Below are 21,724 nucleotides of genomic sequence, written 5' to 3'. Positions count from 1 at the left end.
CCTTGTTCAACGATCGCGCCAAAGGCGTGGCGGGGGAGTTGCAATGAATCATCTGGCCTTCGTGCTGGCGCTCGTCGGGCTGCTGGGCATCGGCGCGCAGTGGATCGCGTGGCGCACCGGCCTGCCCGCGATTGCGCTGATGCTGGTCGCGGGGTTGCTCGCCGGCCCGGCCACCGGCCTCATCCGGCCGGCGGAGGATTTCGGCCACCTGCTCGAACCCGCAGTATCGCTGGCCGTCGCGGTGATCCTGTTCGAGGGCGGGCTAAGCCTCAACCTGCGCGAACTTCAACATGCCGAGGGCGCGGTGCACCGGCTGGTGCTGATCGGCGTACCGCTCGGCTGGGTGCTCGGCGCGCTTGCCTGTTATTATGTCGCGGGGCTCGTCTGGCCGGTCGCGATCCTGTTCGCGGGCATTCTGGTCGTCACCGGCCCGACGGTCGTCCTGCCGCTGCTGCGGCAATCCAGCGTCGCGGCGCGCCCGCGCGCGATCCTGAAATGGGAAGCGATCGTCAACGATCCGATCGGCGCGCTCTGCGCGGTCGTCACCTATGAGGTGTTGCGCCAGGCCGGCAGCGGCGCGACGATCCTCGAAAGCCTGCTCAGCCTGCTCGCCGCCGCGGCGGTCGCGGGGCTGCTCGGCTACGGCGTCGCACGGCTGCTCGGCTGGGCGCTGCCGCGCGGCTATGTGCCCGAATATCTGAAGGCGCCGGTGATCCTCGTCGCAGTGATCGGCACGTTCGTGGGCTCGAACGCGATCCAGCAGGAAACCGGGCTGCTCGCGGTCACCGTCATGGGCGTCGCGCTCGCCAACATGCGGCTGGCGTCGTTGCGCGATTTCCTGACCTTCAAGGAGAATATGACGATCATCCTCGTATCGGGGGTGTTCGTGCTGCTCTCCGCCTCGCTCGATCTCGGCGTGCTGCGCCAGTTCGAGTGGCGTTTCGGGCTGTTCCTCGTCGCGTTGCTGTTCGTCGTGCGCCCGGCAACCGTGCTGCTCAGCCTGTCATTCAGCCGTATTCCGTGGCGCGAACGGTTGCTGATCGGCTGGATCGCGCCGCGCGGCGTCGTCATGATCGCGATCACCGGACTGTTCGCGCTCCGCCTCGATGACCTGGGCTACGGCGACGGCGGTACGCTGGTCGCCTTGTCGTTCGCGGTTGTCGCCTCCACCATCGTCGCGCATGGCTTTACGATCGCCCCTTTCGCCAGGGCGCTGGGGCTCACCGCCGCGGGCGGGCGCGGCGTGCTCGTCGTCGGCTCGACCCGCTGGAGCCTGTCGCTCGCGCGCGCACTGCGCACGTTGGGGATCGGCGTGACGATCAGCGACACCAGCTGGCAGCGGCTCAGCGCCGCCCGGGCCGAGGGGGTGCCGACCTATCACGGCGAAATCCTGGCCGAGGCGACCGAGGAACAGCTCGACCTGCAACAATTCGGCCTGCTCGCCGCCACGACCGAGAACGAGGCGTACAACGCGCTCGTGTGCAGCGAATTCGCCCCCGAGCTCGGCCGCGACAACGTGTACCAGTTGGGCGACGCCGCGGGTGACGATCCCAGACGACTGCCCGATGCGCTGCGCGGCCGGGCGATGTTCCGCTCCGGGCTGGGCGTCGAGGATGTCGCAATGCGCGAGCGCGCGGGCTGGACCTTCGCCGCTGCCGAGGTGGAGGACGCCGCCGACTTCGCCGGCGCGGCGCGGAGCCTGCCCGAGGATGGCGGCCCGCTGCTGCTGCTGCGCAAGGACGGGTCGCTGCGCATGTTCTCGCACGCCTCGACACCGACGCCGTCGACCGGCGACACCGTGCTGCTCTACGTGCCGCGCAGCCGGATCGACCAAACCGGCTGGAGGCCGCTGGGTGCCGCCGACACGCCCCGCCAGACAGAGGAGATGACCGCATGAACAGGCTGCGACTTGCGCTTCCGACGCTGCTGCTGCTCGCCGCCTGCGACGTGCGCGCGCCCGCGCCGGCGCCGAAACCGTCCCCGACGCCATCGTCCGGCTTCGACAATGGCGCCGCGGCGCAATCGATCATGCAGCCCGACGTGATCGCGGCAAGCAAGCCCGAGCCTACGCCCACGGTGTCACCGCCGCCGACCGGTGCGACGATCCTGTTCGAACAGGGTGCCGCCTTGGATGACGAGGGACGCGCCGCGCTCGACGCGCTGCTTGCCGCACCGGCGCTGCCGGCGGACGCGCGCTGGGTTCTGCGCGGCAGCAGCGACAACGACGGCAGCGCCGCCGCGAACCTGCGCGTGTCGGGGCGGCGGGCGGAGGCGGTCCGCGCCTATCTCGTCGCGCACAAGGTCGACCCCGCGCGCATCACCGTGGTCGCGCTGGGTTCGGGCCGCCCCGCTGCGCCCAACGTCAACCTCGACGGCAGCGACGATCCCGCCGGCCGTCGCAAGAACCGCCGCGTCGACGTCGAGATCGTCGCGCCGACCACCGAACCGGCCCCGCCGACGACTGGTGCCGATCAGCCGGTCACAAACGCGCAGGACTGATCCGCATGGCGCGTCCTGTCCGTCGCCCCATCCCGCGTCGAGGCGCCGCGCCCCGCCTGCGCCGCAACACCGCGCCCAGCTGGGCGGCGCTCGCCTGGCGCGTGCTGCTCGTCGCCGGGTTGATCGGCATCGCGCTTGCCGGACACTGGTTCGAACGCGAGGGACTGCGCGACAACATCGACGGCCGCATCAGCGTGGTCGACGTGATCTATTTCACCATGATCACCATCACCACCGTCGGCTACGGCGACATCGTGCCCGTGACCGACGGCGCACGGCTGTTCGACACATTCGTGGTGACGCCGATCCGGCTGTTCGTGTGGCTGATCTTTTTAGGGTCGGCCTATCAATTCCTGCTGCGCGGTGTTTGGGAGAAATGGACCATGCGCTCGATCCAACGCAATCTGAACGCGCACACGGTCGTCGCCGGCTTCGGCACCAGCGGCGAGGAGGCGGTGAGCGAGCTGATCCGCCGCGGCGCCGACCCGCAGACGATCGTGGTGATCGATCCGCGGGCCGAGGCGACCGCCGCCGCCGAGGCCGCGGGCACGGTGGTGATGGAGGGCGACGCGACCCGCAACGTCACGCTGGAGGCGGTTCGCGCCAGCCAGGCGAGCAGCATCCTCGTCTCCGCCGGACGCGACGACACCTCGATCCTGATCGTGCTGACCGCGCGCCGCATCGCGCCTGATGTGCCGATCAGCGTCGTGATCCGGTCGGAGGACAACGAGGTGCTGGCACGGCAGGCAGGCGCGAACACCGTCATCAACCCCGCAAGCTTCGCCGGCCTGCTGCTCGCCGGATCGCGTCACGGCCCGCACATCGCCGATTACCTCGCCGATCTCGCCAATGCGGGCGGTCGCGTGTCGCTGACCGAGCGCACGGTCACCGCCGATGAGATCGGACAGCCCTTGTCCGCGATTACGACCGGGCTCGGCCTGCGCATCTATCGCGGGACCGAGCCGTACGGTTACTGGGATCCGCAGGCCGCGTCGCTGATGGCGGGTGACGTGATCGTAGAGGTTGAGCGCCGCTGCTGAGCCCGCCCCGGCGTCACCCCGCGTCGTAGAGCCGTTCCTCACGCACCTGCGCGATTGCCGCCTCCATCTTCTCGACCGAGCCGAACTGAAAGCCGATCTGCGACGCATAGGCCGCGCACATCACGGTGCGCTCATGCCGATCCTGCGCGCTCAGCACATGTTGCTCCCGCACTGCTTCAACGGGCGTGTGCGAGGCGCGGGTCAGGTAGGGCCAATCCTCCCACAACAACATCGGCCTGTCGATCGCGCTCAACGCATCGCGCACCAGCCAGTGGTCGACGTGGTTGCCGACCGCCAAAGGGGCGAGCAGCACGTCCGGCCGCAACCGGTCGATCGTCTCTTCAAGCTGCTCGGTCAGCGGCTCCTGCATCATGTCGTCCGCACGTCGCGCGGCAAACAACTCGGGTGCGCTCGCATAGCCGCGGTGCGGCGCCTCCAATAGCGGCAGGTGAACCGCGTGTGCGCCGATCACCGCACAGGCCGCGATATCCTCTGCGCGGCGTAGCGCCATGTAATCGAGGTCCGCCGACAATCCCTTGTCGAGCTGGCACGCCAGCGCAAAACCGGTAGGCCGCGCGACGTTCCCGGTGAAGCAGGTGACGATCGTCACCCGCACGCCCGCCCGCGCCCGCGCGGCGAGCAGCCCGCCGACCGAGAAGGCGGCATCGTCCAGATGCGGTGAGATCGCGACGATGTGGGTCATGCCGCCACGCTCACAACAGGTGCGGCTCGGCACGGAAACGGCATGGCGTCATCGCAATGTACGGATCGATGCCCCTGGCGGGCTGGCTACCGCGCAGGTCCTCGTAGATACCCGCGATCTGCGCGCCCACCGCGTGCCAGCTGTACACGCGACGACATTCGGCGAGTCCCGCCGCCGCCAACCGCTCACGCAAGCCGTTATCGATGACGAGCCGCGACAGCGCCGCGGTCAGTGCGGGCACGTCGCCCGGCTCGACCAGCAATCCGTTCTCACCGTCGCGGATGCAGTCAGTCACCCCGACCGCACGACACGACAACACCGCCTGCCCACTCGCCATCGCCTCCAGGATCGTGTTGGAAAACCCCTCGGCATAGGTCGGCGAGACGAACACGTCGTGGTCGCGGTATCGCTCGGGCACGCTGTCATAGTCGGCGTAGCCGGTGAAGCTGACACGATCGCCCAGCTCCAGTTCGGCGGAAAGCGCGTGCGCTGCGTCCACGTCGGGTCCGATGCCCGAGATCGTGCAATGCCACCGGCCCGCGACACCCGGCAGCACGCGGAGCAGGTCGAGTACGCCTTTGCGGCGATCGACACGGCCGTGATAGAAGAAGCGTGTGACGCCATCGGATGCGCGGTCGCCCGGCGTGAAGCGTTGGGTGTCGACCGCGCCGGGCACGATCGTGAACCGCTCCATCGGTGTCCCCAGACGGTCGTGCACCTCCTGCGCGAAGCTTTTCCCGCCGATCAGCAGCGCACCCGCATGGTCGAGCACGCGTTCCATCGCGACGCGGTGCGTGTCGCAGCACGATCCGACCCAATGCCCGTCGCCGCCCTGGATCGACACGACGCACGGCACACCCAGCCGCTCCGCCGCGAGCAGGGTCGCCCAGCCGGTCGGATAGCCATATTGCGCATGCAGCACGTCGAACGGCGCGCGCGCGTGCTCGGCCGTGATCGCCCTGATCATCGTCTCGACATCGCGCTCGAAGTCCCCGCCCGACTGCTCGCCCAGCGCCTCCAGCCCGATGACGCGAACACCCTCGACCGGCGGAGGCGGGCCGCCGCCGTAGACGCGCGCGCGCTTGGGATCGCCGTAATATTGGCTCACCATCGTCACGTCGTGCCCCTGCGCCACCAACTGCCGCAGCAGGTTGATCGCATAGATCGACATGCCCGAGATCGCCGGAAAGAACCGCCGCGAGACGAAGCACACCCTCATCGTGCGCTCACCGGGCGAGGTTCTTAAGATAGTCGATCGACTCCGGGATCGCCGCATGCGCGCGCGGGCTCTCGCGCGACAGTTCCACGCAGACGAGGCGTGTGAAGCCGATCGCGTCGAGCGCGTTCAGCACCGCCGGCATGTTCATGTCGCCCTGCCCGAACGGCAGATGCGTATGGTCGCCGCGCCGCATATCCTCGATCGCAACGGTGCCAAGCCAGGTCGCATAGCGGCGGATCGCATCGGCGGGCTCGATATCCTCGGTGACCAGACAATGGCCGGTATCAAGCGCGAGGCGCAGCCGCGGGTGCCGCTCGACCAGCGTGTCGTAATCGGCGACCGTTTCGATCAGCATGCCGGGCTCTGGCTCGAAGCTCGCGTCCACCCCGACCGCCTCGGCGTGGTCGAGCACCTGCTCCAGCCCCTCGTCCATCCACACGCGCGCCTGCGCATGATCGACGCCGGACAACGGCACCCCCGCCCAGAACGACACCGTCTCGCTGCCCAGCCGGCGGGCGACATCGAGCGCGCGGTTGAGGAAGGCGACGCGGCGCGCGCGTCCGTCCGCGTCGGGGGTGATCAACGTCGGCTCGTGCTTCTGCCGCGGATCGAGCAGATAACGCGCACCCGTCTCGATCACGCTGCCGAGCCCCAAGTCACCCAGCAACCGCGCAACGCGGTCGCACTCCCGTTCCCACGTTTCGGCGAATGGATCGAGGTGATGGTGATCAAGCGTCAGCGCGACCCCGGCGTAACCCGCGTCCGCGATCAACCGCAGCGCATCGTCCAGCCGGTGGTTCGCCGCGCCGTTGGTGTTGTAGGCGTAACGCAACGTCATGCGCCCGCCTTCCACGCGACGTGATGCGCCTCGGGCTCGCGGTACAGCGGGTAGAGCGGGCCCACGAGCCGATCGGCAGCCGCGGTGTCGAACAGCGGATGGTTCAACCGCTCCGCGTCCGCCGGCGACAGCCGGATGCGCCGCAGCGCCGCCCCCTCCTCGCGCCCGAACTGGATCAGCGGCGAGTCGAGCGCGAGCAGCTTTTCGGTGTTGCGCGCGCCGATACGGTAATAGCTCATCGTCTCGACCTCCATGCCGGGCACGATCACCTTGACGACCGTAACCGAGCGGTCGGCCGGCGACATGTCGACGTAGAGCACGTCGAACCCCGCCGCCTCCACCGCCGCACGTGCGGTCGCCGCACGCGCGTGACCGTCGGGTGCGGCCTGCGTCGGCAGCTCGGAGAAACGGTGCGACGAGCGCTCGGCCAGCACATTGTCGGCAAGCCAGCCGCGCAACTCGCTCGCACCCCGCCCGGTCCAGTCGCGCATCGCCTCGAACGCGCGACCGTCGCTCGACTTCGCAGCACCACCCGCCTGCGCCATGAAGCGAGCGACATAACCATCGGGCGCGACCTGCGCGACGAGGTCGACGGGGCCGTGCGCGAACGCCTTGCGCGCGCGGCTGGCGGCGAATTCGGTCAGGCATTTGTCGAGCGCGGCGGCGCGATCGGCGTGGCACGCCTCGCCGCACGCGGTGACCATGATCGGCGCCGCGGGCTCGCCGCGCTCATCGACGCCGGCGCAGTAGAGGTTGGGCAGGCCGTACTGGTCGGTCGCGAACTTCGGGATCGCGCGAATACCCGCGGCATCGAACCGGTCGAGGATCGCGCGCGTCGAAGCGGGCAGGTCGCTGTCGAGCTCGAGCGTCACGCCGCGATCAAGCGCGCGGAACAACAGCCCGTTGCCGTCGCGCTGCAGAATCTCGCACAAACCGTGCCCGATCGCCCAGTCGAGGTCCGGCCCCGCGCCCATGCCGTTCGAGATGATCGTCGTGAACGGCTTGTAGCCGGGCGACAGCTCCTTCGACGAATAGGCCGCGAGGTCGATCGGGACGAGCACGGTCGAGCCGTCGCGCCAGCGCTTCGCCTCGACCCATCCCAGCACCGTGTCGTGATCGACCGGCGACCCCGCGGGCAGGCAGAGCGTGAACGGATCGGCGACGGCATGCACACCCAGCGAGCGCGCCAGCTCGGCATAGCTGCCGCGCGTCTTGGCTCGTTGCCCAAGCGTCAGCGTCGGCCACACCATTTCGGCGATCTCGCCGAGGCCACCGAGCACCGCCGCCTCGTCGGTCGCGCCGTAACCGACACCGTAAGGCATAATCCCCGACAGCGCTTCGTCTTCCGGGAACAGCGCCACCACCCATACCGGCAGACCGAGCCGGTCGAGCGGGTGGATCGGGAAGGCAACCACGTCGCCTTTCGGAAACGCTTCGAGATACCGACGCGCCGCGTCGCTGAGGTCAGCGGGAAGGCCGCTCGTCACGCGCGCGTTCACAAGGAAATCCGCCGCACGCCGGGCGCACGTGCCAGGCCGTCGTCCAGCGCGGCGAGCGCGACCGTGCGGTTCACCTCCGGCGCGTATTCGAACGGGGTCAGCACCGCGTCGAAGTCGAGCGGGGCGATGACGTCGCGGTAGCGACGAAGCTCGGCATGGGTCAGCGGAATATCCTTGTGAAAGGCCTTGTGGCTGGAAATCGCATGGGATCGGCCATCAGAATCCTGGTCGATCTTGAACATGTCACCGCAGAACAATCGGCGTGCCCGCGCGTCGTGGAGCGCCGCCTGCCCCTCGTAATGCCCGCCGACGTGGTGCAGCATGTAACCGGGCGCGAGTTCGAGCATGTCGTCGAACGGCGCGGTGACGCGAAACGCCTTGGTCATCTTCAGATCGTCGCGCTGGATCGCGACGATCTCGGGCTCGAAACGGCGTTGGAGCTGGAACAACGCGCCGTAACCGTGCGCGTGACTGGCCGACAGGAAGGCCATGCCGCCGAGTTGCTCGATCCGATCGAGCATCGCCTCGGTGTAGAAGGGCGCGGCCTCGAACGCGATGTTGCCGCCGTCGCGGACGATCAGCCAGCCGGTGCCGGCGAGACCGAGCTCAGGGCTCGTCGTGAACGCCCACAACCCCGGTGCGACCTCGCGCGCGCTGCCGTCGTGGGTGGCCGCGACCTCCGCCTCGGGCAGGAAGCGCCAGCCGTCCTCGGGCAAATCGTTGCGCACATCGGTGCAGACGGGGCAATCGGGCGGCGCGAAATGCTTCTGCCAGAAGCCGCAATTAGCGCAGGCGAACCAGCTCAAAGCCATCGGCGAGCCTCCGTGTAGGCGCGATCGAACAAGCGCATCAGCGCGAGATCGCGGGTCATCGAGAAATCGTGGCGCTCGCCACGCGCGGCCGCCATGAACGCGGCGGCCTGCGCGGCAAACGGCGACGTAGCAGTGTCGAACGCGACCGGCATCGCCTCGCCACTTCTCCCGCAGCGCCGCACCAGCGTACCGCCGGCAGTCTGCCCCATCGTATCGGTCGCAACCAGCAACCCACGCTCGCCCAGCACCTCGAGCCGCCGTCGCGGCAGCACCTCGGCGCAATTATAGGCGACATGGGATTGGAACAGCACGCCTGACGCGGTGCGCCCCGACAACATGCCGCCGTCGTCAACCGGATAATCGTGGATGCGGCGCTGCAACTGGATCGACAGGTCGGTGAGCGGCTCGCCCAACAACCGCTCGGACAGGTCGAGCCCGTGCAGCGCGAGGTCGATCACCGCGCCCCCGCCCGCGCGCACCGGATCGGCGCGCCAGTTATCGTGCTCACCGCCATCAGGCGTCCACGCCGGATCGACCCAGCAAGCGTACACGATCCGCACTGCGACCGGCCGGCCGATATCGCCGGCGGCGATCGCTTCGGCGAGCGCCACATGCGCGGGATGATGCCGCTGGTCGAACGCCGTGCCGTAGAGCGTAGCCCCAAGCGACGCGGCCATCCCCTCGGCCTGCGCCACGGTCGCCGCGATCGGCTTCTCGCACAGCACCGGCACGCCCGCGGCAGCGCAGGCGGTGACCGGCGCGCCGTGCGCATCGTTCGGCGTGGCGACATAGACCAGGTCGCACGCACCCGCGGCGAGCATCTCCTCGACCCTGTCGAAGGCGGCGATCCCCGCTGCCTCTGCGCGCGCGCGCGACGCGGGCGACGGATCGGCGACCGCCGTCACGACACCGCCCGCCGCCGCAATGCCCGGCACCATGTAGTCGCGCGCGACCCAGCCGTAGCCTACGATCCCCCAGCGCGTCGGCGCAGCCATCACCACCGCTCCGGCAGGTCGACCAGGCGGCGCAATCGCGCGTCGTCGGCGTCGAACGGCAGCGCCGCATCCGGCAGCGCCCAGAAGCAACCGGCGGCATATTCGTCGCGGTAGCGCGGCGAGGGCCAGTCGACCTCGCCGTCGTCGCCGATCAGCGGATTACGCTTCAGCGTCGCGTCGCCAACCGGCATGGCCACACCACCGGTGATCGCGCGCGCCTCACCCGCGCCTTCGACCAGCGACCACGCCTCGACCACCGGATCGTCGCGCCAGTCGGTCGTCGGCGGCACCGACTGCTTCATCAGCGCACACAGCAGCGCGCGCTCGTCGTGCACCTGCGCGGTCGGAAACAAGGCGCGCCACTCCGCACCCGATCGTGCCGGTCCCTTCGCCCCGCCGTTCACGCCCGCGTTGTGCACGTGGCTGACCGCGAGCACGCCACCTTCCGCAGTCACGGCGCGCAGCCGCTCGGCCACGCGCGGCTGATCGGGCAGGAAGTAGAAGGCATCATGACACATGACGAGGTCGAAGCGCTGCCCCCCTTGATTCTGGTCGGCGACCGGCCACTCCCCGGCGGCATCGAACACGACGTAATCGGCGCTTGGTGCGACCCAGTTCTTCGCCAGCCAGCATTTGGCGAACACCACATCGGCGCCGAGGCACGCGACGCCCGCACGCGTCAGATCGCGCAGATAATGGCCGATCCCGCAGGCGAGCTCGAACGCCGTCGCGGGCTGCGTCCAATGCGCCTCCAGCAGCGCAAGCCCGGCGAGATAGGTCGGATCGCTCCAGCGATAGGCGAAATAATCCCCCACCGGCCCCAGCCGCAGCAGCGCCATCGCCTCGCGCAAGCTGAGTGTGTTGCGCTCACGCACCAGCCGCTTCAGTTCGGTCAGATCGGTCGCAGGGCCGGTCCACCACGCGTCCTGATCGGTCAGCAGCGCGACCAGCGCGTCGTCGGGGCACCCTGCGTCGAGGTGATCGAGCGCGACCGCGACCAGCCCCTCGCTTTCGGTGCGCAGATAAGGGATAGCGTCCACCACCGGCCAGCGCTCGCCCAGGCACGCGAGCGAGTGCGGCGTGTCGTGCACCAGCACGCGCCCGGTCAGCGGCGAGCGCCAGCGGCTCGCCTCACCCGTCACATCAACCCCGCGTCGAGCAGGATGCGATCGTGGAATGCCTTCACCGGACCGTCGTGGACAAGGCCGTAATCGCCCAGCACCACCTGCATCGTCAGGCGGGCGGCGCGGGTGTGCTGCTCGATCTCGAGCACGCGGTCGAGCACGTCGGCGACGTGGAACGCGCGCGCCTCGGGCGTCTCGTCGCCACCGATCGGCGCGAGCGCGTCGCCGATGACCTGCGCCAGATCGGGCGCGAGCTCCGCCATGCTCGCCGCGCGCGCGTGCTGAATCGCGGTGTCGAGCGCGTCGCCGAGCAGCATCTCGCCCGAATAGCCGCTGTCGGGCATGTCGGCGTTGTGGAAGTGGTGCGCCATGCCGGCGAGGAACACGCGCACCGGATCGGCATCGTGCCACGCGCTCGCCAGCACGCCGTAGACCGCGACCATCAGGCAGTGTTCGGCGTGGTTCTCGGGAGGTTGCAGCATGATGCGCGGTTGCCCCGGGCAGGTCACGCCCGCGCGTGGTTGCCGCGCCAGCTTGCCGACGAACGCGGGCGTGTCGCCGATCGCCGGGCGACCGAGCGGCAGTGCGGCGCGCAACATCGGGTGGAGCGATGGCGCTACCTCGTCCGCAATCTCGTCGAATGCACGCTCGAGCACCGCGACCGCCTGCTCACCGATCCCCAGCGCCTGCATCGCGGCGAGATCGAGATCGCCGAGCCGTGCCGACACCAGCGCCGCCGCGGTGACGCGTGCGGTCACCTCGGCCGGGTCGTCGCCCCGCACCAGCGCGGCCCAGCCGGCAACGAACAATCGCTCCGCGATCGATCCCGGTGCGGCGGCCGATCGCACGCGTTTGAGGTCACCCAGCTCGCGCAGGAACGGCAAGGCAGCCGGGGTCAGCCCCGGCGCCTCCGCCGCGCGTCCGTTCAGCACTGGCGCATCGGTCACGCGCCCTTGTCGCCCAGCCAATTGTCGAGGATCAGTTGCTGCTCGGGCACGCCGTGCACGGGATCATAGTCGCCGCGCGTCTGCGGCAGCTTGAAGAACAGCCCCATCTGCTCCTGCACGCCGCCTTCCCCGCGCTGCTTGGCCAGATCAAGGCAGCGCGCGATCTCGATCGCGAGCGGCGCGGCGAGGATCGAATCCTTGCACAGGAAATTGAGCTTCAGCTGCATCTTCTGACCCATGAACCCGGTCAGATCGATGTTGTCCCACGCTTCCTTGTCGTCGCCACGCGGCTTGTAATAATGGATCATGATGATGTGATCCTCGACCGGGTAGCCCAGAATCTGGTTGAGCACGCTCTTCTTGGTGCCCAGCTTCGATTGCAGCGACTTCGGATCGTCGAGCGCCAGGCCGTCCGAATTGCCGAGGATATTGGTCGAGAACCAGCCGTCGACGTGGAGCGCGCGATCGCGCAGCGCGGGCGCGATCACTGTCTTCATGAACGTCTGCCCAGTCTTGCCGTCCTTGCCCGCGACCGGCACGTTCCGCTCGGCGGCGAACTGCGCCAGCGGCGCGACGTCGGCGGCGACCGAGGGCGTGAAATTGGCGTAGGGCGTACCTGAATCGATCGCGGCATAAGCGTAGAGCATCGCCGGGCTGATCGCGGCATCGTCCTGGTCGAGCCCCTGCTCGAACGCCTCACGCGATTGCAACGCGGCATCGTCGCCCGGCTTCCGCTCGGTCGAGGCGAGATTGACGACGACGACGCGGTCGAGCTTCTTCTCGTCCTTGAAGCGCGCCAGATCGGCCTGGATCTGCTCAATCGCACCGCGGTGTCCGCCGGTCAGCTTGTTGCTGCCGTCGATGTTGGCGCAATAACCGGTCGACCCCGCCGCCTTCCACGGGCGCATCTGGTTGAGCACCGCGGCGCCATCAGCCAGTTCCTTCTCGCCGATCACGCCGTGCCGCAGCGCACACGCGCCGAGCGTGTCGTCGGCAAGGTCCCAGCCGCCGAACTCCAGGTCGCGGTACGCGACCATGCCCGCGACGTCGCGATCGGCTAGCGGCAGCCCGTCGAGGCTGTTCGACCCCGCCTTGATCATCTCGATCCCCGCAATCGCGGTGGTCGCGACCGCACCACCCACGCCGACGATCGCCACGCCCAGCCGTTCCGCCATGTTCATTCCCCAACCCCGGTCCGAGAGCGGACCCAATGAAAGGCAGAAAGAAGCTGACGACGCCACCGTTCCAATGGCGCACGTACAAAACGCGACTTTGTTCCGACGCGGTGATCTACATCACTGATTTGATCCATCGGTGTAACCTATGTCACTTTTTCCAGCGTCGGAGACACAGCGGCGCCGACCGGCGGCAGCCAGTCGGTCGCGATCACCGCGTGACGATCGTGGAAATCGACCAGCGCGGCGAGCCGGTCGACATCGGTGATCCGCACCACCCGTCCGTCGCGCTCGACCAGCCCGGTCGCCTCCAGCGACTTGAGCGATCGGTTGACGTGCGTCTTGGTCAAACCGACCGCATCGCCGATATCCTTCTGCGTCAGCGGCAGCTCGAACGCGCTGCCCTCCAGATTGTCGACGACGCGTAAGCGCGAACGAATGTCGAGCAACAGCGTCGCGATACGCGTGAACCCATCGGTCTTGCTGATCGAGGTGAGCCGGTCGCCGATCGACACCTGCTCCGACGCGGAAATCGCGAACATCAACGCGCCCAGCCGCGGGTGCTTGCGGAACAGATCGCCGAAATGCTCCTTCGGGATCTCGAACAAGGTCGTGTCGCTGACCGCCTGCAACGTCGCCGCGCTGTGCTGCCAGGCGACCGACAGCGTCGTGGTGATGTCGCCGATGAAGTAGAAGCGCAGGATCTGCCGGTCGCCATCGCGCAGCGTCACCGAACTGTGCAGCCAGCCGCTGCCGACGATATAGAGGCTTTCGATCGCCTCGCCTTCGTGGAAGATCACCGCGCCGGCGGGATACGATCGCTCGCGCCGCTCGAGCCAGCGCAGTGCGTCACGCTCGGCAAAGGTCAGGTCGAGGTGGTGCGACAGACGGGTTTCTAGCTGGCTGGCCGACATGGCGCTGCAAACGCCCGAACCGGTCGCGGTTTCCGTTGGCGGGAGGACGCCGCCTAATGATCCAGTTTATTCCGGCCGGCATGGACATTTCTGAACATTGCCGGGTTCCATCGCCACTTCTGCCTGAGGCGAAATCGATGGAACACCGGCGTGACTGATCCGCATGTTTCCCCCCAGTCGATTACGTGGATCCATATCGGCGACCTGCACCTCGACGAAGCAGACGGCTGGGAGAGCCGCGATCGTCTGGCGGCGATCGTCGATCAGGTCGAAACGCGACTGCGTGGGTCGGTCGATTTCGTCTACCTGCCCGGCGATAACGCAAACCACGGCACGCCCGAGCAATATCGCATCATGACCGACACGCTCGCGCCGCTGAGCGTTCCGTGGCGCATCATCCCCGGCGACCACGATTTCGAGCCCGGCGACCTTGCCGCCTACGACGCGGCGATCCCGCCCGCGAACCGCCCCGACCACGAGGTGATCGCCGGCCATCGCTGCATCTTCCTCGACATCGTGTCGGCGGGCGCCGGAGGTCCCGACTTCCGCCTGACGATGCACGACCGCAACCGCATCGCCGAGGAATGCGCGCGCGCCAACGCCGAGGGTCAGATGCCGCTCGTCTTCATGCACGCTTATCCGGGTGACCTCGCGGCGGATGGCGACGCGGTGGCGCTCAGCTTCATTCACGGCGGCGTTGCCCTCGTCGACACCGGGCACACGCATTACAACGAGCTGCTGAACGACGGCTATGTCGTCTACGGCGCGACGCGCTCGACCGGGCAGATCGAGGAGGATCACGGCTGCCCCGGTTTCGCGATCGTCACCGTCCATGACGGCGTGCCGAGCTGGCGCTTCCGCACGCTCGACGCACCCTGGCCGCATGTGCAGATCGTGTCGCCGTGCGACCGCCGCCTCGTCACACGCCCCGCTGATCCTGGACAGGTACCGCGGCCGGGCAGTGTGACCGTGACCGCGCGCGTCGACGGTGCACCCGACGACATCGCCGTGACGCTGGAGCATGGCTCGACCGCCACAGCGATGAAGCTCAGCCCCGATGGATGGTGGCGTGGCAAGGTGTCGCTCGACGCGGGGTTGCACACGCTGCGCGTCACGTGCGGTGGCGCCCACGACATGATCGACGTGCTGGTGCGCGGCGTCGACGCGATCCCGAAACGCCGCCTGCCGGTCGCGCCGGGTCAGGATTGCCACGCGGTCGGTGCGTGGCCGGTCGCCGGGATCGACGGCGCGCAGCTTGGCCCGAACAAGAACGGTGGCGGATGGTAAGCGTCGCGACCGGCGCCAGCTGGGCGATCGCGGGACTGTCGACCGCGGCGGTCATCGCGCGGCCGATGCGCTGGCCCGAATGGATCTGGGCCGTCGCGGGTGCAGTGCTGCTCGTCCTGCTCGGGCTGATGCCGCTCCACGAGGCCGGCGGCGCGGTCGCCAAAGGGCTCGACGTCTACCTGTTCCTGACCGGCATGATGCTGCTTAGCGAGACCGCGCGCGAACACGGCGCGTTCGACTGGATCGCCGCCACCGCAGTCAACGCCAGCAAGGGATCGCGCGCGCGGCTGTTCCTGCTCGTCTATGCAACCGGCGTGATCGTCACGACGTTCATGTCGAACGACGCGACCGCGGTGGTGCTGACACCCGCGGTGTTCGCCGCGGCGAAGAAGGCGAAGGCCGATCCGCTGCCTTTGCTGTTCGCCTGCGCGCTGATCGCCAATGCGGCCAGCTTCGTGCTGCCGATCTCCAATCCCGCCAACCTTGTGCTCTATGGCGGGCACATGCCGCCACTTGGGCAATGGCTGCGCTCCTTTGCGCTGCCGTCACTCGCGTCGATCGTCGTCACCTTCCTAGTCCTGCGCTGGACGCAGGCACGCCGGATCGCGGGCGCGTGCGAAAGCGACGTTGCGCGAGAGGCGCTGACGTGGCCGGGCAAGCTCGCGATCCTCGGCATCATCGCCACCGCGGCGCTGCTGTTGGTCGCCTCCGCGCTCGACCGTGAACTCGGCCTGCCGACCGCGATGGCCGGGATCGCGACTGCCTTGCTCGTCTCTGCCGCGGCAAAGGCGTCGCCGCTCACGCTCGCGCGGCAAGTGTCGTGGGGCGTGCTGCCGCTCGTCGCCGGGCTGTTCGTGCTGGTCGAGGCGCTCGATCGCACCGGCGTGATCGCGCACGTCGCCGCATCGTTGCGCGCTGCCTCGGCACAGCCGCTCGCAGCCGCCGCCGCATCGGGCACAATCCTCGCGTTCGTGTGCAACCTGATGAACAACCTGCCCGCTGGACTTGTCGCCGCTACGGCGGTCGCGCAGGCGCAGCCACCGCGCATCGTCACGGACGCGCTGCTGATCGGCGTCGACCTCGGCCCCAATCTGTCGGTCACCGGCTCGCTCGCGACCATCCTGTGGTTGCAGGTGATCCGCCGCGAGGGCGAGGATGTCGGCTTTCTTGCCTTTCTGAAGGTCGGCGCGGTGGCGATGCCGCTCGCGCTCGTCGCCGCGCTCGGCGTGCGGCTGCTGGTATGAGGATGACACCATGAACGCGGCCTGGGCTTTTCCCTTCATCTTCGTTGCCGGCATGTTGCAGGCCGCCGGTGCCGCAATGGGTGGCGAGCTAAACAAGTCGCTCGGCAATCCGTGGCTCGCAACGTCGGTGTCGTTCATGCTGGTGCTGTTCGTCACCGCCGCGCTGTTCGCGTGCATGCCGCGCCCGTTGCCTAGCGTCGGCGACCTCGCGGCGATGCCGTGGTGGGCGCCGCTCGGCGGGATCGTCGGCGCGGTCGCGGTGTTCGCAGGCTTCACCTTTATCCAGAAACTGGGCGCGGGACCGGTCAACGGCGTCACCATCACCGCCAACATCCTGGCAAGCCTTGCGATCGATCATTTCGGTCTGCTGCGGATGGAGCAGCATTCCATGAACCCGATGCGCTTTCTGGGCGCCGCGCTGATGATCGGCGGCGTGACGCTGATCTCCAGATTCTGAACGCTGGCTCGAACGACGGGAAACGGATCATGGCGACGGCAACGGCATCGATCATGACGGGCGGCTCGGCCCCGCAGCGGGGAGCGCCCGGCCGCACGCTCGACGCGCTCAACTTCTTCCTCGCCGACGTGCGCGACGGTCTGGGTCCGTACCTCGCCATCTATCTCGTCGCGGTGCGCGGGCCGGCGCACGGCTGGAACGAGGCGACGGTCGGCATGGTGCTGACGATCGCGGGCATCTTCGGCCTGCTGGCGCAGACTCCGGCGGGCAGCCTGATCGACAAAAGCTGCAACAAGCCGCGGATCGTCATGGCCGCCGCGCTGCTCGTCACCTTGACCAGCGTGTCGCTGCCGTTCGTTCACGGGTTCGCCATGGTCACCGCGACGCAGTCGATCGCCGCGGCGGCGGGCGCGCTGTTCGCCCCCGCGATCTCGGGCATCACGCTCGGGCTCGTCGGGCCGAAGGTATTTGCCAAGCGCGTCGGACGTAACGAAGCGTTCAACCACGCCGGCAATGCGGTCTCGGCGGCACTCGCGGGCGCGTTGGCGTGGAAGTTCGGCCCGGTCGTCGTCTTCTACCTGATGGGTGCGCTGACGATCGCCAGCATCGCCAGCGCAGCGCGTATCCGCAACGACGACATCGACAATGCGGTCGCACGCGGGCTCGACTGCGAGCCGGAGGACGGTTGCGAGGAGCCGAGCGGGTGGAAGACGCTGATCGAGAACAAGCCGCTGCTGATCTTCGCCGTCATCGCCTTCCTGTTCCACCTGTCCAACGCCGCGATGCTGACCTCGGTCAGCCAGTTGCTCGCGAAAAGCGTCGGCAAGGATCAGGCGACCTCGCTCACCGCCGCGTGCATCGTCGCGGCGCAGCTGGTGATGGTGCCGGTCGCGATGCTGGTCGGGCGCAATGCCGACCGCTGGGGCACGAAGCCGACCTTCCTTGTCGCCTTCGCCTTCCTCGCCGCGCGAGGGGCACTCTGCACTGTGTCGGACAATCCGTGGTGGCTGGTCGGAGTGCAGGCGCTCGACGGCGTCGGCGCAGGGATCTTCGGCGCGCTGTTCCCTGTCGTGATCGCCGATCTGACCAAAGGCTCAGGCCGCTTCAACGTCAGCCAGGGCGCGGTCGCGACGACGCAGCGGCTAGGGGCCGCGCTGTCGGCAAGCCTCGCGGGCGCGATCATCGTCTGGGCGGGATATAGCGCCAGCTTCCTGACGCTCGCGGCGATCGCGGCGGTCGGATTCTCGCTCTACCTCGTGGCGATGCCGGAGACGAAAGGAGACTGACCGGCTGCCAGGGCCTCAGCCGCGGCGCGGATCGTCGCGGTGTTCCTCCACGGGAACGACCTCGAACAAATAGTCGCGCCAGCCCCGCTGTCGTGCGGCATCGGCCGTTGCCTGCTTCTTCGCGGTCGCTTCCTTCAACGACGCGGCGTGGCCCCAAAACACTTCGGTCCTGCCGTTCTCAAGCGCGGCAACGATCCGCCAGAAATGCGTAAACGGCGAAGCGGTCGGCCCGATCGTCTTGACGTAGCCGTCGGGCATCGTCGCGGTGAGATAGCGCTTCTTTCTCGCCATCATCGCCGCATACAGGCTCGGCTCACGCCCGTCAGCACGGATGCCCAAAGAGCGGGCACGCGACGTACCCTGCGACGCGTGCCCGTACCTCCGATCAGCTCTTGCGCGTACCCGACAGCGGGAAGCTGCCGAACGCGCCCGCGCCGACCTGACCCGTCACGGTGTCGCCGTCGATCGTGGCGCTGCAATCAAGTGTCATCGGCATCGGCGACGTCATCTGCTGCTTCCACTTGAGCGTATTGCCGTCGACCTCGCCCGAGACGTCGGACGCGCCCATCGCGCCCGATGCCTGGCCGGTGAAGCTGTTGCCCTCGGTCTTTACCGTCAGCGTGAGGTTCTGGTCGCCAAGCGGCGATTTGACCGTGCAATCGTAGCTACCGTCGAGATTGGCCATGATGATCTCCTGTAATTGTAACGAAGGGGTGCCGCCTCAACGCCGCGTCGCAGCGGGCGTTGCAGCCGCCGGGGTCGCAGGCGTTCCGGCAGATGGCGCGACCACCGCCGCGGCAGACATCACCTCCACCGGCAGGCCGAGCGTACCGAGCTGCGGCTGGACCTGCTTGGCGTCCCCGACGACCACCCAGACGAACTTCGCCGGATCGATCACCGCCTTGGTCGCCGCATTTACCTGCGGCAGCGTCAGCGCGCGATATTTCTGCGTGATCGTGGCGTAATAATCGTCCGGCCGCTTGTAGAGGTCGTTCGCCTGCATCGCGCGCAGCACGTCGCCCGACGTTTCGAAGTCACCCGATAGCGACCGCGTCGCGCCGTTGATCGCACGCTCGAACTCGGCCTGCGTCATCGGCTGCGCGCCGACATAGCCCGCGATGTCGCTGCGCATCGCCGCAATCGACGGCCCGGTCTGGTTGGCCTGCACCGGCGCCTGCACCGAATAGGGCGCCGCCATCTCGTTGCGGCGGAAACTGCCGCCCGCGCCGTAGGACCAGTGCTTCGTCTCACGCAGGTCCATGTTGATGCGGCCGAGGAAGCTGCCACCCAGCGCATCGTTGCCGACCTCGACCGGCAGCAGGTCGTCGGTACCCTTCAACCCCGTCTGCGCACCCGCGACGATCAGCGACTGCGGGCTGTCCGGGCGATCGATCAGCACGATGCGCGGGCTGGTCGTCTGATCGGCGGCCGGGAACACCTTCTGCCCGGCAGCGCCGCTCGCGCGCCAGTCACCGAAGCGCTGCTCCATCACCTGCCGCACCTCGGCAAGCGGCCGGTCGGAGACGACGAAGATCTTCGCCTTGTCCGGCCGCAGCCACGCCTGCTGGAACGCGAGGAGGTCGGCGCGGGTCAGCGCCTGCACCGCGCGCGGGTCACCCGATCCCTGCGCCTTGGCATAGGGCGAATTTGGCGCGATCAGCTTGGGCAGCACGCGTTGTGCCAGGCCACCCGGGCTGGTCAGCTCCTGCTGGATCTGCGTCAGCTGCTGCGTCTTGACCCGGCCGAGCTCGCTTTCCGGGAAGGCGGGCGCGCGCGCGATGTCGGCCCAGATCTGCGACGCGGCGGCAAGATTCGCACTCGGCACCTGCAACGACAGGGTGGTGCGATCGGCCGAACTGCCCGTCCCGATCGTCGCTCCCAGCCGCTCCTTCGCCTCGGCCAGCTGGACCGAACCCAGCGACCGCGTGCCCTCGTCGATCATCGCCAGCGTCAGCGCCTGCGTGCCTAGCTTGTCAGCCACATCGGCCGCGACCCCGGCGTCGAAGCTCAGCACCGCCTGCGTCATCGGCACGGTGGCGCGCCGCGCATAGACGATCTCCATCCCGTTCGACAGCCGCGCGCGCTCGACCTTGGGGAAGGTCAGCCCTGCGATCTGCCCGACGCCCGGCAGCGGCCCGCGCGTGCCCTTCACCGCCTGTTCGGGTGCGGCCTGCACCACGACCGCCGGCGGCACCTTCGCCTCCTCATACGCGTCGCGCTTGCCCGGCACGACGTCGACCGAGAAGCCCGGACGCGACAGCCACTTGTCCGCCGCTGCCTTGACGCTTGCCGGCGTCTGCGCGGCAAGCTGGGCGAGCTGTTTCTTGTAATAGCCCGGATCGTTCGAATAGAGCGCGCCCTCTGCCAGCGCGACCGCCTTGCCGCCGAAGCCGCCGACTGACTCGAGCCCATTGATCCGGCGGGACACGGTCTGCGTGACGTATCGCTTCACCTCGTCCGCACTCGGCCCGTTTTTCAGGAACTCGGCCATGATCTCGTCCATCCGGCGCGACACGACCGCGGGGTCGACGCCTGGGCGCACGACCGCGTTGATCGTGAACGTGCCGACCTGTGCGAAGCTGCTGTTGTCCGCCGACACCCGCACCGCCAGCTTGTCGCGCTTGACCAGTTCATTGTCGAAGCGCGAGCTTTCCAGCCCGCCGAGCACGCCCGCCGCCACGTCGAGCGGTGCGGCAGCGGGATCGTTCAACCCCGGCACCGCCCAGGTTTTGACGATCATCGTCGCGGCGACATTGTCCTTGATCACCGCGCTCGCGGGGCCGGGCAGCGATGTCGGCACCGGCGCGGCCGGCGCGACGCTCTTGGGTCCGGCGGGGATCGCGCCGAAATACTTCTCGACCAGCGGGCGCGCGGTCGCGACGTCGATATCGCCTGCCAGCACCAGCACCGCATTATTGGGGCCGTAATGGTCGTGGAACCAGTCCTTGACCGTGGTCAGCGTCGCCGCATCCAGGTCAGCCATCGACCCGATCGTGGTGTGACCGTACGGGTGCGTCGCGGGGAACAGCCCCTCGGTCAGCTTGTATTCGAGCAGACCGTAGGGCTGGTTGTCACCCTGCCGCTTCTCGTTCTGGACGACACCGCGCTGCTCGTCGAGCACGCCCTGCGTGATCGCGCCGGTCAGGTAACCCATGCGATCGGATTCGAGGAACAAGGCGCGATCGAGCGCAGCACGCGGCACCGTCTCGAAATAATTGGTGCGGTCGAAATAGGTCGTACCGTTGAAATCGGTCGCGCCGACCTGTTGCAGCGGCTCGAAGAAGTCACCTGGCGCATTCTCGCTGCCGTTGAACATCAGATGCTCGAACAGGTGCGCGAAGCCGGTCTTGCCCTTGGGCTCGTGCTTCGACCCGACATCGTACCATACACTGACCGCAACGACCGGCGCCTTGCGATCGGTATGCACGACGACGCGCAGCCCGTTCTTGAGCGTGAACTGCTGGTACGGGATGTCGATCGCGTTGACGAGCGACGACACCGGCGCCGCCGTGGCCTGCGCGGGTGCGCCCGCTTGGGCCTGCGCCGCGGGGGTGAGGCTGGCGAGCGCGACGCCCGCGGCGAGGAGTGACTTGACGGTCAAGACTGGCACGCTCCCTTGGTGTTTTGCCCGAGCATAGCAGCGGCCCGGCACGCGGCAATGGGCGACCGCCACTAATCTTTACAG

At 68.3% G+C, this 21,724-nt stretch carries 20 protein-coding genes; 7 read left to right on the top strand and 13 right to left on the bottom strand.

All coding sequences use genetic code 11. The features are described from left to right. Positions 1-43: 43 nt before the first annotated feature. The 3 genes from SMN802W_RS0114345 to SMN802W_RS0114335 are packed head-to-tail and all read left to right on the top strand — an operon-like array spanning position 44 to position 3,539. Entirely contained in the window at positions 44-1,897 is a 1,854-nt protein-coding gene (locus tag SMN802W_RS0114345; protein WP_019517614.1) for a cation:proton antiporter, read from the top strand. After that, on the top strand, positions 1,894-2,499 hold the full coding sequence (locus SMN802W_RS17255; RefSeq protein ID WP_019517613.1) for an OmpA family protein: 606 nt from the start codon (positions 1,894-1,896) through the stop codon (positions 2,497-2,499). Before SMN802W_RS0114345 ends, SMN802W_RS17255 begins: the two co-directional genes overlap by 4 nt. A gap of 5 nt (positions 2,500-2,504) precedes the next feature. Further along, positions 2,505-3,539 (top strand): potassium channel family protein, encoded by a 1,035-nt coding sequence (locus tag SMN802W_RS0114335; protein WP_019517612.1) that lies wholly within the window; start codon positions 2,505-2,507, stop codon positions 3,537-3,539. A gap of 13 nt (positions 3,540-3,552) precedes the next feature. On the opposite strand, the gene SMN802W_RS17250 is transcribed toward SMN802W_RS0114335, so the two are convergent. The 10 genes from SMN802W_RS17250 to SMN802W_RS0114285 form a co-directional block, all read right to left on the bottom strand. Further along, complete coding sequence (locus tag SMN802W_RS17250; protein WP_019517611.1) at positions 3,553-4,242, bottom strand: PIG-L deacetylase family protein; 690 nt, start codon at positions 4,240-4,242, stop codon at positions 3,553-3,555. A gap of 10 nt (positions 4,243-4,252) precedes the next feature. Next, on the bottom strand, positions 4,253-5,461 hold the full coding sequence (locus tag SMN802W_RS0114325; RefSeq protein WP_019517610.1) for a glycosyltransferase family 4 protein: 1,209 nt from the start codon (positions 5,459-5,461) through the stop codon (positions 4,253-4,255). A gap of 7 nt (positions 5,462-5,468) precedes the next feature. After that, positions 5,469-6,299 (bottom strand): sugar phosphate isomerase/epimerase family protein, encoded by an 831-nt coding sequence (locus SMN802W_RS0114320; protein WP_026326157.1) that lies wholly within the window; start codon positions 6,297-6,299, stop codon positions 5,469-5,471. Next, positions 6,296-7,786, bottom strand: coding sequence for a YcaO-like family protein (locus tag SMN802W_RS0114315; RefSeq protein ID WP_156818912.1), 1,491 nt, complete (start codon positions 7,784-7,786; stop codon positions 6,296-6,298). Before SMN802W_RS0114315 ends, SMN802W_RS0114320 begins: the two co-directional genes overlap by 4 nt. Before the next feature lie 8 nt (positions 7,787-7,794). Then, a complete protein-coding gene (locus tag SMN802W_RS0114310) occupies positions 7,795-8,610 on the bottom strand; it encodes a hypothetical protein (protein ID WP_019517607.1) in 816 nt (271 codons plus the stop codon). Continuing rightward, a complete protein-coding gene (locus tag SMN802W_RS0114305; RefSeq protein ID WP_019517606.1) occupies positions 8,601-9,605 on the bottom strand; it encodes a Gfo/Idh/MocA family protein in 1,005 nt (334 codons plus the stop codon). Before SMN802W_RS0114305 ends, SMN802W_RS0114310 begins: the two co-directional genes overlap by 10 nt. Further along, the gene (locus tag SMN802W_RS0114300) at positions 9,605-10,747 is read right to left on the bottom strand and encodes a class I SAM-dependent methyltransferase (protein ID WP_019517605.1); all 1,143 of its coding nucleotides are present in this window, start codon (positions 10,745-10,747) and stop codon (positions 9,605-9,607) included. The genes SMN802W_RS0114305 and SMN802W_RS0114300 overlap by 1 nt, the downstream gene beginning before the upstream one ends. Then, on the bottom strand, positions 10,744-11,676 hold the full coding sequence (locus SMN802W_RS0114295; RefSeq protein ID WP_019517604.1) for a hypothetical protein: 933 nt from the start codon (positions 11,674-11,676) through the stop codon (positions 10,744-10,746). Before SMN802W_RS0114295 ends, SMN802W_RS0114300 begins: the two co-directional genes overlap by 4 nt. Further along, positions 11,673-12,851 carry an inositol-3-phosphate synthase gene (locus tag SMN802W_RS0114290; RefSeq protein WP_202951023.1) on the bottom strand — a complete coding sequence of 393 codons (1,179 nt, stop codon included), beginning with the start codon at positions 12,849-12,851 and terminating at the stop codon, positions 11,673-11,675. Before SMN802W_RS0114290 ends, SMN802W_RS0114295 begins: the two co-directional genes overlap by 4 nt. 146 nt (positions 12,852-12,997) lie before the next feature. After that, positions 12,998-13,765, bottom strand: coding sequence for a Crp/Fnr family transcriptional regulator (locus tag SMN802W_RS0114285; RefSeq protein WP_019517602.1), 768 nt, complete (start codon positions 13,763-13,765; stop codon positions 12,998-13,000). A gap of 150 nt (positions 13,766-13,915) precedes the next feature. Between SMN802W_RS0114285 and SMN802W_RS0114280 the strand changes: the two genes are divergently transcribed. From SMN802W_RS0114280 to SMN802W_RS0114265, 4 genes are read left to right on the top strand one after another with little or no spacing between them, the layout of a single operon-like run. Then, the gene (locus tag SMN802W_RS0114280) at positions 13,916-15,052 is read left to right on the top strand and encodes a metallophosphoesterase family protein (protein WP_019517601.1); all 1,137 of its coding nucleotides are present in this window, start codon (positions 13,916-13,918) and stop codon (positions 15,050-15,052) included. Next, positions 15,046-16,296, top strand: a complete 1,251-nt coding sequence (locus SMN802W_RS0114275; RefSeq protein ID WP_019517600.1) for an arsenic transporter — start codon at positions 15,046-15,048, stop codon at positions 16,294-16,296. The genes SMN802W_RS0114280 and SMN802W_RS0114275 overlap by 7 nt, the downstream gene beginning before the upstream one ends. 10 nt (positions 16,297-16,306) lie before the next feature. Beyond that, entirely contained in the window at positions 16,307-16,753 is a 447-nt protein-coding gene (locus SMN802W_RS0114270; protein WP_019517599.1) for a DMT family transporter, read from the top strand. Between the two features lie 29 nt (positions 16,754-16,782). After that, positions 16,783-18,039 (top strand): MFS transporter, encoded by a 1,257-nt coding sequence (locus tag SMN802W_RS0114265; RefSeq protein ID WP_019517598.1) that lies wholly within the window; start codon positions 16,783-16,785, stop codon positions 18,037-18,039. A 15-nt stretch (positions 18,040-18,054) separates the two neighbouring features. Here SMN802W_RS0114265 and SMN802W_RS0114260 read toward each other — a convergent pair whose 3' ends face one another. From SMN802W_RS0114260 to SMN802W_RS0114250, 3 genes are all read right to left on the bottom strand, one after another. Next, the gene (locus tag SMN802W_RS0114260; protein WP_026326155.1) at positions 18,055-18,330 is read right to left on the bottom strand and encodes a hypothetical protein; all 276 of its coding nucleotides are present in this window, start codon (positions 18,328-18,330) and stop codon (positions 18,055-18,057) included. A gap of 94 nt (positions 18,331-18,424) precedes the next feature. Further along, positions 18,425-18,724, bottom strand: a complete 300-nt coding sequence (locus SMN802W_RS0114255) for a hypothetical protein (RefSeq protein ID WP_019517596.1) — start codon at positions 18,722-18,724, stop codon at positions 18,425-18,427. A gap of 36 nt (positions 18,725-18,760) precedes the next feature. Further along, entirely contained in the window at positions 18,761-21,640 is a 2,880-nt protein-coding gene (locus SMN802W_RS0114250) for a M16 family metallopeptidase (protein WP_019517595.1), read from the bottom strand. Positions 21,641-21,724 lie beyond the last annotated feature (84 nt).

The organism is Sphingomonas sp. Mn802worker (assembly GCF_000382485.1).
GTDB lineage: Bacteria > Pseudomonadota > Alphaproteobacteria > Sphingomonadales > Sphingomonadaceae > Sphingomonas.
Note: the sequence above shows the minus strand (reverse complement) of the source record. Positions and strands in the feature narration are given on the sequence as shown.

Excerpts from the sequence above, each read along its gene's own strand:
- SMN802W_RS0114255 (WP_019517596.1), bottom strand. The coding sequence starts at position 18,724 with ATGGCCAATCTCGACGGTAGCTACGATTGCACGGTCAAATCGCCGCTT.
- SMN802W_RS0114325 (WP_019517610.1), bottom strand. The coding sequence starts at position 5,461 with ATGAGGGTGTGCTTCGTCTCGCGGCGGTTCTTTCCGGCGATCTCGGGC.
- SMN802W_RS17255 (WP_019517613.1), top strand. The coding sequence starts at position 1,894 with ATGAACAGGCTGCGACTTGCGCTTCCGACGCTGCTGCTGCTCGCCGCC.
- SMN802W_RS0114320 (WP_026326157.1), bottom strand. The coding sequence starts at position 6,299 with ATGACGTTGCGTTACGCCTACAACACCAACGGCGCGGCGAACCACCGG.
- SMN802W_RS0114305 (WP_019517606.1), bottom strand. The coding sequence starts at position 9,605 with ATGGCTGCGCCGACGCGCTGGGGGATCGTAGGCTACGGCTGGGTCGCG.
- SMN802W_RS0114275 (WP_019517600.1), top strand. The coding sequence starts at position 15,046 with ATGGTAAGCGTCGCGACCGGCGCCAGCTGGGCGATCGCGGGACTGTCG.
- SMN802W_RS0114265 (WP_019517598.1), top strand. The coding sequence starts at position 16,783 with ATGGCGACGGCAACGGCATCGATCATGACGGGCGGCTCGGCCCCGCAG.
- SMN802W_RS0114270 (WP_019517599.1), top strand. The coding sequence starts at position 16,307 with ATGAACGCGGCCTGGGCTTTTCCCTTCATCTTCGTTGCCGGCATGTTG.
- SMN802W_RS0114260 (WP_026326155.1), bottom strand. The coding sequence starts at position 18,330 with ATGGCGAGAAAGAAGCGCTATCTCACCGCGACGATGCCCGACGGCTAC.
- SMN802W_RS17250 (WP_019517611.1), bottom strand. The coding sequence starts at position 4,242 with ATGACCCACATCGTCGCGATCTCACCGCATCTGGACGATGCCGCCTTC.
- SMN802W_RS0114310 (WP_019517607.1), bottom strand. The coding sequence starts at position 8,610 with ATGGCTTTGAGCTGGTTCGCCTGCGCTAATTGCGGCTTCTGGCAGAAG.
- SMN802W_RS0114335 (WP_019517612.1), top strand. The coding sequence starts at position 2,505 with ATGGCGCGTCCTGTCCGTCGCCCCATCCCGCGTCGAGGCGCCGCGCCC.
- SMN802W_RS0114290 (WP_202951023.1), bottom strand. The coding sequence starts at position 12,851 with ATGGCGGAACGGCTGGGCGTGGCGATCGTCGGCGTGGGTGGTGCGGTC.
- SMN802W_RS0114345 (WP_019517614.1), top strand. The coding sequence starts at position 44 with ATGAATCATCTGGCCTTCGTGCTGGCGCTCGTCGGGCTGCTGGGCATC.
- SMN802W_RS0114285 (WP_019517602.1), bottom strand. The coding sequence starts at position 13,765 with ATGTCGGCCAGCCAGCTAGAAACCCGTCTGTCGCACCACCTCGACCTG.